Annotated in this window: 8 protein-coding genes and 1 pseudogene; 7 read left to right on the forward strand and 2 right to left on the reverse strand. The window is 73.0% G+C overall.

Features of this window, described 5'->3' with window-relative positions; all coding sequences use genetic code 11:
- Nucleotides 1-2: 2 nt before the first annotated feature.
- Nucleotides 3-941 carry a phosphotriesterase gene (locus tag ACFYTT_RS03420; RefSeq protein WP_387257500.1) on the reverse strand — a complete coding sequence of 313 codons (939 nt, stop codon included), beginning with the start codon at nucleotides 939-941 and terminating at the stop codon, nucleotides 3-5.
- Complete coding sequence (locus ACFYTT_RS03425) at nucleotides 938-2,302, reverse strand: aspartate aminotransferase family protein (RefSeq protein ID WP_387257501.1); 1,365 nt, start codon at nucleotides 2,300-2,302, stop codon at nucleotides 938-940. Before ACFYTT_RS03425 ends, ACFYTT_RS03420 begins: the two co-directional genes overlap by 4 nt.
- A gap of 89 nt (nucleotides 2,303-2,391) precedes the next feature.
- Between ACFYTT_RS03425 and ACFYTT_RS03430 the strand changes: the two genes are divergently transcribed.
- The 7 genes and pseudogenes from ACFYTT_RS03430 (at nucleotide 2,392) to ACFYTT_RS03460 (ending at nucleotide 11,820) form a co-directional block, all read left to right on the forward strand.
- The gene (locus ACFYTT_RS03430) at nucleotides 2,392-3,525 is read left to right on the forward strand and encodes an alanine racemase (RefSeq protein ID WP_387257503.1); all 1,134 of its coding nucleotides are present in this window, start codon (nucleotides 2,392-2,394) and stop codon (nucleotides 3,523-3,525) included.
- A complete protein-coding gene (locus ACFYTT_RS03435) occupies nucleotides 3,522-5,096 on the forward strand; it encodes an amidohydrolase family protein (RefSeq protein ID WP_387257505.1) in 1,575 nt (524 codons plus the stop codon). Before ACFYTT_RS03430 ends, ACFYTT_RS03435 begins: the two co-directional genes overlap by 4 nt.
- The gene (locus ACFYTT_RS03440; protein WP_387257506.1) at nucleotides 5,093-6,493 is read left to right on the forward strand and encodes an aldehyde dehydrogenase family protein; all 1,401 of its coding nucleotides are present in this window, start codon (nucleotides 5,093-5,095) and stop codon (nucleotides 6,491-6,493) included. Before ACFYTT_RS03435 ends, ACFYTT_RS03440 begins: the two co-directional genes overlap by 4 nt.
- Nucleotides 6,486-7,907, forward strand: coding sequence for an amidohydrolase family protein (locus ACFYTT_RS03445; protein WP_387257508.1), 1,422 nt, complete (start codon nucleotides 6,486-6,488; stop codon nucleotides 7,905-7,907). The genes ACFYTT_RS03440 and ACFYTT_RS03445 overlap by 8 nt, the downstream gene beginning before the upstream one ends.
- A gap of 54 nt (nucleotides 7,908-7,961) precedes the next feature.
- Nucleotides 7,962-9,135 (forward strand): annotated as a pseudogene (locus ACFYTT_RS03450) (1-deoxy-D-xylulose-5-phosphate synthase N-terminal domain-containing protein); the annotation flags it as partial.
- A 29-nt stretch (nucleotides 9,136-9,164) separates the two neighbouring features.
- On the forward strand, nucleotides 9,165-10,400 hold the full coding sequence (locus tag ACFYTT_RS03455) for a transketolase C-terminal domain-containing protein (protein WP_387257959.1): 1,236 nt from the start codon (nucleotides 9,165-9,167) through the stop codon (nucleotides 10,398-10,400).
- Between the two features lie 421 nt (nucleotides 10,401-10,821).
- The gene (locus ACFYTT_RS03460; protein ID WP_131054036.1) at nucleotides 10,822-11,820 is read left to right on the forward strand and encodes a glycoside hydrolase family 11 protein; all 999 of its coding nucleotides are present in this window, start codon (nucleotides 10,822-10,824) and stop codon (nucleotides 11,818-11,820) included.
- Nucleotides 11,821-11,869 lie beyond the last annotated feature (49 nt).

Below are 11,869 nucleotides of genomic sequence, written 5' to 3' on the forward strand. Positions count from 1 at the left end.
TCTTAGTCGACCGCCGCCACGGTGAGCACCTCGCGGGGGTTCTCCACGGTCAGCCGGTGCAACTGCTTCTCGGCGACACCCCGGGCGCGCAGGCCCGGCAGGACACTGCCCAGCACGTAGCCGTACCCGTTGCCGCCGAACAGCGCGAACATGTCCCGCTTGCACACGTCCTGGGAGAACACGATCCGGTGGTGTCCCTCGCCGAGCAGGGTCGCGACGGCGTCCAGGATCCGTTCCGTGTACGCCGGAGGGAAGGCGCCCAGGTTGTCGAAGGACAGCCAGGCGCCCCGGTCCAGCGCGGTGCGATAGAAGGCGAGCGACGGATGACTGTCGGCGTGGCCGATCACCACCCGGTCCGGCGCGACGCCCTCCTCCTCGAACAGGTCGAGGGCGTGCAGGCCGACGTCGCTGCCGACGGAGTGGGTGGCGATCGCCAGCCCGGTCCGTCGACTGGCCCGGGCCGCCGCCCGGTGGCAGCGCTCCTCCTGGGCGGAGATCCACGACTTGTCCGCGCCGATCTCGCCGATGATGCCGGGGCGTACGCCGGTCCCGTCGGCACCGTGCCGGATCTCCTCGACCAGCCGGTCGGCGAGCTGGTCGACGCTGCGCCGGTCGACGTCCTCGGCGGCGGGGTAGTAGGGCTGCCGGTACCACCCACAGCCCATCACGATGTGCAGGCCGGTGCGGCGGGCCAGCGCCGCCATCCGTGCCGGTTCCCGCCCGATGCCGGGCACGGTCAGCTCCACCAGGGCGTTGCCGCCCTGTGCGGTGAAGGCGGTCAGCTCCTCGACGAGCAGGTCGTCGTCGTCGGGCAGGCCGGCGACGTCGAAACGGCCGGGGATCTCCCAGAGCCGGATGTAGAGGTGCTCGTGCATCAGCGTGGTGCCGAGCGTGGCCGGGTCGATCTCGCCCAGCACGGTGACGATCCGTCCCGCGCTCATCCGACCGGCACCTCGTGCAGCGCCGCCGCCGGAACCCGCAGCGCGTCGTGGATGATCTCGACCGCCTCGTCGATCTCGGCGTCGTCGAAGACGGTCGGCAACGCGAACACCCCCCAGCCGCACACCCCCCGGTTGAGCAGGGCGAGCCGCATCGCGGCGTTGACCTCACCCCAGGCTGCCGGGGTGCGCTCGGTGGTGGCGACGCTGACCAGCGAACCGACCTGGCGTACCTCCAGTGCCAGGTCCAGGTCGGCGAAGGCGCCCCGGAGCCGGCTGGCGAACCGCTCACCGAGCCGTTCCAGGCGCGGGTACGCGTCGGCGTCGAGCAGCCGCAGCGTGGCCAGCCCTGCGGCGGCGGTCACCGGATTGCCGTTGAACGTGCCGGCGTGTGCCAGCCGGGGCCCACCGGCCGCGTCGGTCACCGCCATCACGTCGACCCGTCCGCCGTACGCGCCGACCGGCATGCCGCCGCCGATCACCTTGCCGTAGGCGGTGAGGTCCGGGGTGACGCCGTAGCGCTGCTGCGCGCCCCCGGGTGCGACCCGGAACGCGATGACCTCGTCGAAGAGCAGGAGCACACCGTGGGCCGTGGCGGCTGCCCGGACGGCCTCGAGGAAGCCGGGTGCCGGCGGGATCCAGGTGGCGATGGAGGCCATCGGGGTGACGATGACGGCGGCCAGCCGGTCGGCGTACCGCTCGATCAGCGAGACCACGCCGTCGGTGTCGTTGAACGACCCGATGACCACGTTGTCGGCGAGGTTCGCCGGCACCCCGGCGGTGTACGGCGCGCCGCGTTCGGAGCCGGGGGTCGCCGCGTTGATCTCCATGCCGTCGAAGGTGCCGTGGTACGAGCCGTCCATCTTCAGCACGAGGTCACGACCGGTGTACGCCCGAGCCGTCTTGATCATCATCATGGTTGCCTCGGTGCCGGAGTTGGTGAACCGCAGCCGGTCCAGCGAGGGCACCCGGGCGCACAGCTCCTCGGCGAGGTCGATCTGCACCGTGTTGGGGGCGAGCACGGCGGTGGCCCGGCCGGCCTGGTCCCGGATGGCCTCGGTGACCTGCGGGTGGACGTGGCCGTGGATCAGCGACGTCGCGTTGTAGATCAGGTCGAGCAGCCGGTGACCGTCGGCGTCCTCCAGACGTGTTCCGGCGGCGCGTTCCACGTAAACGGGATACGGATTCATCGCCAGCGAATAGCGTGTGTCGCCTCCCGGAAGGACCTGGCTAGCGCGTCGGAAGAGAGCCGCTGATGCGGGCGTACGCTCTTCAAATGTGGACCTTTCGGTGGTGATCCAGTCTGCGATCCGAGTCCCGGCGCCCATCCGTTGACAGCCTCCCGCCTCAACCCTACTGTGCATTCGTAGTCACAGCGTCTGACGTCACAGTAGGGCCTCAAGGACCGTCGGACAAGGGCCCGGAACCACCCGACGAGGGGAGCCCGACCAGCGTGAGCGCCGCAGCGAGTACCTCGACCCGAGTACCCCGCCGACTGGCCGATCTCGACACCCCCGCGCCACTGGTGGAGGTCCCCCGGCTCGACGCCAACCTGCGCCGGGGCGCCGAGATCGCCGACCGGGACGGGCTGGCGCTGCGTCCGCACGCCAAGACCCACAAGACCGTGGAGATAGCCCGCCGGCAGCTCGCCACCGGGGCCACCGGACTCACCGTGTCCAAGCTGGACGAACTCGACGCGCTGCGCCCGTCCGGCGCGGCCGACTACCTGCTCGCCTACCCGGTGGTCACCGCCGTGAAGGCGGACCGCCTGGTGGCGCTCTCGACGACCACCCCGGCGCGGATGCTCGTCGGGCTGGACAGCCCGGCCGGCGTCCACGCGCTCAGCGGTGCCGCCATCCGCGCCGGCGTCGAGATCGAGGTGCTGATCGAGGTCGACAGCGGCCTCGGGCGCTGCGGCGTGGAGCCGGACGACGCCGCCGACCTGGCGGACCTGGTCACCGGTCGGCCCGGCCTGCGGATCGCCGGGGTGTTCACCCACGCCGGCCACGCCTACGCCGCCCGCGACGCCGTCCACCTGGCCCGGACCGCCCAGTCCGAGGCCGACGCCGTCCGGCGGGCCGCCGCCGCGCTCCGCGCCGCCGGCACCACCTGCGAGGTGGTCAGCGTCGGCTCGACCCCGACGTTCCTCACCACCGCAGACCGCCGTGGCGTCACCGAGACCCGGCCCGGCAACTACGCGCTGCTCGACCGCACCCAGGTCGCCCTCGGCGTGGCCACCCTCGACCAGTGCGCGCTCTCCGTCCTCTGCACCGTGGTCAGCACCGGCCCGGGACGCGCCGTCGTCGACGCCGGCTCCAAGGTCTTCGGCCTCGATCGCGGCGCGCACGGCGTCAGCGTGCTCGACGGCTACGGCGAGGACCCGGACCGGGGCGCGGTGCTGTCCTGGCTCTCCGAGGAACACGGTGTCGTCGACGACCCGTCCGGGCGGTTCCGCGTCGGCGACCGCCTGCGCTTCGTGCCCAACCACGCCTGCGTCGCCGCCAACCTCACCCGCCACCTGCATTTCGTCGACGGTGACACGGTGCTGGAGACCGTCACCGTGGCCGCCTCCGGCGGTGGCCGATGACCGGCGGCCCGGACCTGCTGCTGCGCGGCGGCACCGTCGTCGACGGGACCGGCGGTCCGCCCACGGTCACCGACGTCCGGATCAGTGCCGGCCGGATCGACGGGCTCGGCCCCACCGGCCGGGTCCGCGACGCCGTCGAGGTCGACTGCCGTGGCCTGCACGTGCTGCCCGGTGCCGTCGACGCGCACTCGCACGCCGACTTCACCCTGCCGACCGCGCCGCACGCGGCCGGGCTGCTGCGTCAGGGAGTCACCACCGTCGTCACCGGCAACTGCGGCTTCTCGCCCTTCCCGGTGCGCCACCCGGACGCCTTACCGGCAAGCGGCGGGTTCCTCAACCCGCTCCTGCCGCACGGCTGGCCGGACCTGGCCGCCTACCGCACCGCGCTCACCGCCGCCGGAGTCCGGGTCAACGTCGCGCCGATGATCGGCCACGGCTCGGTACGGGCGGCCACCGCCCGCACCGACGGGGACACCGGGGCGCACCGGGCACGTGTCCGCCACGCGATCACCCGGGCACTTGCCCAGGGCGCGGTAGGGGTCAGCCTCGGACTGGCGTACCCCGACGGCCGTGCGGCGGACCGGACCGAACTCACCGACGTGGCGACGCTGGCCGCCACGACCGGTGCGGTGCTCGCGGTGCACCTGCGCGACGAACGGTCCGGCTGCGTCGCCGCCGTCGACGAGATCCTCGACCTGGCCGCGCGCAGCGGCGTGGCCACCCAGATCTCGCACCTCAAGGCGATGGGACGGGCGAACTGGGGATCCACCCGCACCACCCTGGCGCACATCGACCGGGCCCGCGCCGCAGGCGTCGACGTCACCGTCGACATGTACCCGTACACGGTCGGCGCGACGACGCTGACCGCCGCGCTGCCCGACTGGGCCGACACCGGCGGCGTCGAGGCGATCCGTCGGCTGGTCCGCGACCCGACCGGCCGGGCGCGGTTGCTGACCGAACTCGCCGCCGGAGGCGGCTACGTCGGCCTCGACGAGGTCGTCGTCTCGCACGCCTCGCCCCGGTGGCGGCCGGTGATCGGACGCCCGCTGCCGCAGGCCGCCGCCGCGCTCGCCGTCACCCCCGGCGAACTGCTGCTCGACATCCTGGCCGACGACGCCGCCGGGGCCACCATGCTGGTCGACGCGATGACCGCCGACGACGTCGACCGGGTCCTCACCCACCCCGCCGCGATGGTCGGCTCCGACGGATGGGTCATCGACCCCACGCCGGGCGCGCATCCGCGCAACTTCGCCACCTTCGTGCGGACGCTGCGCGCCGCCGCCGACCGACCCGAGCGACTGGCCGACGCGGTCCGCCGACAGAGCGCCGCCGTCGCCGACCGGTTCGGGCTGGTCGGGCGGGGCCGGGTCGTCCCCGGGCACTGGGCCGACCTGGTCGTGGTGGACCTCGCCGCGCTGCACGACGGCGGCGACGACCCGACCGTACGGCCCGACGGCGTGCGGCAGGTCCTCGTCAACGGGATCGCCGGGTACGGCGAACTCCTTCCCACCACACCACGACCGGCGGGGCGGGTGCTGCGCCGCGCCGCCGACGGCAGGAGGCCACGATGACCGTCAACCCGCTGTCCAGTCCGGTGACCGGGGAACACCTCGGCGAATGGGCGGAGGCCGGCCCGGCCGGCGTCGACGCCGCCGTACGCACCGCCTCGGCGGCACTGCCCCGGATGGCCGCGCTGTCCCGCTGGCAGCGGTGTGACCTGCTGATCGCGACCGCCCGTGCACTGAGGGCCCGCCGGGACCGGGTCGTCGCCGATCTCCTGGTGGAGCACGGCAAGGTCCGGGCCGAGGCGGAGGCGGAGGTGGACACCGCCATCCACGCGCTGGAGAGCACCGCCGAGTACGCCCGCCGCCTCGACGACGGCACGCCGACCATGTCCGACCCGGCCAAACGCGTCTTCGTCGACCGGATCCCGCTCGGGGTGATCGGCGTGATCACCCCCTGGAACTTCCCGGTCAACATCCCGCTGGAGTACCTCGGGCCCGCGCTGGCGATGGGCAACACGGTGGTCTGGAAGGGGGCCGAGAGCACCCTGCGCAGCAGCGCCCACGTGCTCGCCGCGATCGTCGAGGCGGGCTGGCCCGACGGCGCGGTCACCCTGGTCGAGGGCGGACCGCAGACCGGTGCGGCACTCGCCGCCCACCAGGGCCTGGCGGCCGTCGGGTTCACCGGCAGCAGCACGGTCGGGCACCGTATCGCCGCGACCGGTGGGATGCGTCGGCTGCTGCTCGAACTCGGCGGCAACGGCCCCACCGTGGTCTTCGACGACGCCGACCCGTACCAGGTGGCCGAGGCCGTCGTCACCGCCGCCACGTTCTGTTCCGGGCAGAGCTGCGCGGCCACCGAGCGGGTCCTGGTCCAACAGGGCCGCTACCGGCAGGTACTCGACGCCGTCGCGGCGGTGGCCGCCGAGCGTCGGGTCGGCGCACCGGAGGACACCGACGCGGCCTTCGGCCCACTGCACCTGGCGCAGACCGGTGCCACCATGCGCGAGCACCTCGCCGACGCCACCGACCGGGGAGCCCGGCTGGTGGTCGGCGGCGAGCCGCTGACCGACGCCCCCACCGACCGGTACTGGCCGTTGAGCGTGCTCGACCGGGTGGACCCGGCGTCACTGGTGTTCACCGAGGAGACCTTCGGCCCGGTCGTCCCGCTCACCCCGTTCCGCGACGAGGAGGCGCTCGCCGATCTGGTCGCCGCCGGCGGGTACGGGCTCAACGGCGCGGTCTTCACCGCCGACCTGGACCGGGCGTTCCGGGTGGCGCAGTCACTGCCGTGCGGCAGCGTCGTGGTCAACGACCACTCCAACGTCTGGGAGACGCACCTGCCGTTCGGCGGCCACCCCGGACGCGGCAGCGGCATCGGCCGGGTCGGTGCGCCGTACGCGCTGCTGGAGTTCTCCACCGTGCGCAGCACCATCCTGCACCTGGGGAGAGCGGGCCGTGGCTGACCCGTCGACGACCGGGCCGCAGCCGGACGGCACCGACGCGCCCGTGCCGGCCGACCTCGTGCTGCGCCACGGGCGCGTGGTCACCCTCGACCCGCGCCGCCGCATCCTCACCGACGGCACGATCGTCGTGCACGCCGGCCGGATCCGCTGGGTCGGCCCCGACCGGCTCCGTCCGGCGACCACCGGGCCGGAACGGGACCTGGCCGGCGCCGTGGTCCACCCGGGCCTGGTCGACGCGCACGTGCACACCGGCACCGAGACGGTCCGGGGCATCGCGCCCAAGGGCGCCGAGAGCTGGGAGACCGTGGAGGAGGTGGCCTACCTCGGCAAGACCCCGTACGACGAGGAGTTGGCCGCCACCCTGAGCGCGATGGACATGGTGTCCAGCGGCACCACGCTGTTCGCCGACACCGGCGGCTCGGTGCACCTGGACGCCACCGCGCGGGGGATCGCGGCGGTGGGGATGCGCGGCATCCCCGGCCACATCCTCTGCGACGTGCCGCAGGACGGTGTGCTGGTCGAGGTGGCGGCCGACACCGACACCTGCCTGGCCCGGCTCCGGAACCAGCTCGACCGGTACCCGTGGCGGCCCGACGCGCGGGTCCGCGCCGCGGTGACCCTGGTCGGCATGGGCCTGGACAGCGACGCGCTGTTGACCGCCGCCGCCGGTCTGGCCGGGGAGTACGACGTACCGCTGATCATGCACCAGTCGTGGGACCGGGCCGAGGTGGACGCCAGCCTCGCCGGGTACGGCGTCCGGCCCGTGACCCGGCTGCGCGACCTCGGTCTGCTCGGCGCGCGCACCACCCTCGTGCACATGATCCAGACCGACGACGCCGAGCGGGACCTGGTCCGGGAGACCGGCACCCGGGTCGTGCACTGCCCGTCGGCGTCGCTGCGGCGGGCCAAGGGGGCGCTGCGCGACGGGCGGTTCCCGGAGATGGTCGCCGACGGCGTCACGGTCGCGCTCGGCTCGGACGGCCTGTCCGGCCCGCGTGACCTGTTCCGTCAGGCATACCTCGCGGCGACGGTCTTCCGGGAACTGCGCGACGAACTGCCCACGCTCACCGCCGAGCAGGTGCTGGAGATGTCCACCCTGCACGGTGCCCGCGCACTCGGCATGTCCGACGAGGTCGGCTCGATCGAGGTGGGCAAACGCGCGGACCTGGTGGTCCACGCCACCGACCGGCCCCAGTCCCTGCCGGCCTTCGACGACCCCGTCGACTGGCTGGTCTTCTATGCCGGGGCCCGCACCGTCGACACCGTCCTGGTCGACGGCGAGATCCTCTACGACCGTGGACGGTTCACCCGGATCGACACCGACGAGGTACTCGCCGCCGTCGCCGACCAGGCCCGCCGACACGAACGCGCCATCGGCCCGGACCGCTTCGCCCGCTGGCCGCTGATCCGCTGACCGCCGCCCGGTCCGTCCCCTCACCACCGACCACCGGCCACGCTGGGAGTTGCCATGCCTCCGTCCACCCCGACCGCCGTCGCACCCCGTGAGCCGGCCGAGCCCGGGTACGCCGACCTCGACGAGATCCAGCGCCGGGTGCTGTGGCTCGCCGTCCGGATGGTCGACGCCGCGAACCGGGAACGACCCAACCTCGACGGGGTGAAGGTCGGCGGCCACCAGGCGTCCAGCGCCTCGCTGGTCTCGGCGATGACCGCGCTCTGGTTCGCCCACCTCGGGCCGGACGACCGGGTGGCGGTCAAGCCGCACGCCGCGCCGGTCTTCCACGCGATCCAGTACCTGCTCGGCGACCTGGACCGCGCGTACCTCACCCGGCTGCGCAGCCGGGGCGGCCTCCAGTCGTACCCGTCCCGGACCAAGGACCCGGACCGGGTCGACTTCTCCACCGGCTCGGTCGGGCTCGGCGCCGCCGCACCGTTGTTCGCCGCCGCCACCCGCCGGTACGTCGACGCGCACTTCGGGCCCCGTCCCCGGTCCCGCTTCGTGGCCATCCTGGGCGACGCCGAACTCGACGAGGGCAACATCTGGGAGGCCGTGGCGGACCCGGCCACCCAGGGGCTCGGCGACGTGATGTGGCTCGTCGACTTCAACCGGCAGTCCCTGGACCGGGTGGTCCCCGGGGTCCGGATCGACCAGTGGCGTGGCCAGTTCGAGGCGGCGGGCTGGCACGTGCTGGAGGTGAAGTACGGCCGGCGGCTCCAGGCGGCGTTCGCCCGCCCCGGCGGTCACCACCTGCGCGCCTGGCTGGACCGGATGCCCAACGAGCAGTACCAGTCGATGTTCGGCCTCACCGGCCGGACCCTGCGCGACCGGCTGACCGAGGGGGCGCCGGCCGAACTCGGTGACGTCCTCGCCGAGGTGGCCGACGAGGACCTCGCGACGTTGGTGCGCGACCTCGGCGGCCACGACGTCGAGGCGCTGCTGTCCGCGTACGCGCAGTGCGACGCGGTCACCGACCGGCCCAGCGTGGTGTTCGCGTACACGGTCAAGGGCTGGGGTCTGCCCACCGCCGGTGATCCGCGCAACCACTCCAGCCTGCTGACCGGCGCGCAGATCGACGAGTTGCGGGCACAGCTCGGCCTCACCGCCCAGACCGAGTGGGACCGCCTCGACCCGGGAACCGCTGCCGGGGCCCTGGCCGCCGGACGCGCCGAGCTGCTGCGCCGACCCGCCGCCGCCCCCGCACCGCCGATCGCCCTGCCGGCCCAGACCGGAGTCGGCACCCGCCGGCCGATCGCCACCCAGGAGGCGTTCGGTCGCATCCTGACCGACCTCGCCCGGATCGACACCGTGGCCCCGTACCTGGTCACCACCGCGCCGGACGTGGCCACCTCGACCAACCTGGCCGGATTCATCAACCGCACCGGTGTGTTCGCCCCGACCGCGCGGCGGAGCTGGACCGAGGACGGCATCCTGCGCTGGAGCGAGGGGCCCACCGGGCAGCACGTCGAACTCGGTATCTCCGAGATGAACCTCTTCCTGCTGCTGGGCCAACTCGGTCTCGCCGAGCACTTGTCCGGCCAGCGCCTGCTGCCGGTGGGCACGGTCTACGACCCGTTCGTCCTGCGTGGACTGGACGCCTTCGTCTACGGCGCCTACTCCGGATCGCGGTTCGTGGTGGCCGGCACCCCGTCCGGGGTCTCGCTCGCCGCCGAGGGCGGGGCGCACCAGTCCACCATCACCCCCTCGGTCGGCCTGGAACTGCCGAACGTCACCTTCGTCGAGCCCGCCTACGCGGGCGCGCTCGACTGGCTGCTCTGCGACGCGCTGCACCGCGTCGGCGCGGCGGCGCAGCCGACCGGTGACGGCGGGACCGACGCATCCGGCGACGGGGAGGGCAGCTACTACTTCCGGCTCACCACCCGACCGATCGACCAGCAGCCGTACGAGGCCGCCCGGCAGCGCATCGGCGACGTGGCGTTGCGTCGGCAGGTGCTCGACGGCGCGTACCGCCTGGTCGACGCGTACCTGGAGTATCCGCACCTGCGCGGCGACGGGCTCGCGCCGGCACCGCTGGTGCACCTGGTCGGTTCCGGGGCCGTGCTGCCCGAGGTGCTCGCGGCCGCCGCGGAACTCGCCGAGGAGGGGATCGCCGCACACGTGGTCGACGTGACGAGCCTGGACCGGCTGTACCGGAGTTGGCAGCGGTCGTTGCGCCGGTCGGTGCGGACCGCCACCCTGCCGGAGCTGCCGGGTGCGTTGCACTGCGCGTTCGGCACCCGGGCGCCGGTGGTCACCGTCCACGACGCGGCGTCGCACGCGATGTCCTGGATCGGTTCGGCGCTCGGGGTGCCGGCGGTGCCGTTGGGGGTCGACCGGTTCGGCGAGTCCGGCACGGTGGCCGACCTCTACGAACTGCACGACCTGATGCCGGGGAGCATCGTCAACGCCGCGCTGACCGCGCTGGCGCTCGGAGGCGGTCAGGGTCGGTGAGCGCCCGCCGGTGCCGGCCGTCGTCCGGAAACCTCCTGGAAGTTACGACGGCAGGGGCCCGGCGTGTCCGCGGCGACACCGATAGTTGCGGTGGCTATCGTCCGAGGTGACGCGCTCGCGGCGCCGCTGAACAGGATCAACAGCGCGGTGCTCGGTTGTTCCGGTCGGTCGCTGATGTCGGGAGTGTTTCCGGAAGTTGTTGACGTGTCCAGGGAAGTCGGCCAATACTGTTGCCCATCGACGCGGCTCAATCGTCGTCGAGGTCGCCACCAGTTCCGCCGGTCACCCTGCGGCACGACCGGTACCCCACCACCACCGAACGCGATACGCGCCGACCGTCGACGGCGGTCGCCCGGGCCGCCGAGAGGCGGTCGGCGCGTACGCACCGCTGGCCTCCGGCCAGCCGTCCCGAGGAGGAAGCATGCCCGACGGCCTCGTCCCACCGAGACGCCGCAGAAGCGGTCGCCTCCGGTCGCTCATCGGCGCGGCCTGCGCCGTGGCGCTGGTCACGACCGGCACCGTGGCGATCGCGACGGGTCCCGCCCACGCCCAGACCGTGACGTCCAACCAGGAGGGGAACCACAACGGTTACTTCTTCTCCTTCTGGAAGGACAGCGGCAACGTCTCCATGACGATGGGGAACGGCGGTCAGTACAGCACCCAGTGGAGCAACGTCAACAACTTCGTCGCCGGCAAGGGCTGGAACCCGGGTACGCGGCGCAACGTCACCTACTCGGGCACCTTCAGCCCGAACGGCAACTCGTACCTGACCCTGTACGGCTGGACGCGTAGCCCGCTGGTCGAGTACTACATCGTGGACAGTTGGGGAAGCTGGCGTCCGCCGGGTGCCAACTCCATGGGCACGATCAACACCGACGGCGGTACGTACGACATCTACCGCACCCAGCGGGTCAACCAGCCGTCGATCGACGGCACGCAGACCTTCTACCAGTACTGGAGCGTCCGGACGTCGAAGCGGGTGGGCGGCACCATCACCACCGGCAACCACTTCGACGCGTGGGCCGCCCGGGGCATGAACCTGGGCAACCACTACTACCAGATCATGGCCACCGAGGGGTACCAGAGCAGCGGTAGCTCCAACATCACGGTGAACAGTGGGGGCACCACCAACCCCACCACCCCGCCGCCCGGCAGCGGCGGCTGCTCGGTCAGCGTGAGTCGGGCCGAGGACTGGAGCGACCGGTTCAACGTGAACTTCTCGGTCAGCGGCAGCAACAACTGGACCGTCTCCATCCGGACCAACGGCGGCCAGAGCGTGCAGAACAGCTGGAACGCGTCGATCAGCGGCTCCAGCGGCACCCTCACCGCCCGGCCGAACGGCAACGGCAACAACTTCGGCGTCACGCTCTACAAGAACGGCAACAACACCACGCCGACCGCGAGTTGCTCCGCGAGTTGACGTGATCGACCGTGACGGGGTGTCGGCCAACGGCCGGCACCCCGTCCGT

Origin of the sequence: Micromonospora sp. NPDC003816, assembly GCF_042874705.1 — a bacterium.
GTDB lineage: Bacteria > Actinomycetota > Actinomycetes > Mycobacteriales > Micromonosporaceae > Micromonospora.

Excerpts from the sequence above, each read along its gene's own strand:
- ACFYTT_RS03420 (WP_387257500.1), bottom strand. The coding sequence starts at position 941 with ATGAGCGCGGGACGGATCGTCACCGTGCTGGGCGAGATCGACCCGGCC.
- ACFYTT_RS03425 (WP_387257501.1), bottom strand. The coding sequence starts at position 2,302 with ATGCACAGTAGGGTTGAGGCGGGAGGCTGTCAACGGATGGGCGCCGGG.
- ACFYTT_RS03435 (WP_387257505.1), top strand. The coding sequence starts at position 3,522 with ATGACCGGCGGCCCGGACCTGCTGCTGCGCGGCGGCACCGTCGTCGAC.
- ACFYTT_RS03440 (WP_387257506.1), top strand. The coding sequence starts at position 5,093 with ATGACCGTCAACCCGCTGTCCAGTCCGGTGACCGGGGAACACCTCGGC.
- ACFYTT_RS03460 (WP_131054036.1), top strand. The coding sequence starts at position 10,822 with ATGCCCGACGGCCTCGTCCCACCGAGACGCCGCAGAAGCGGTCGCCTC.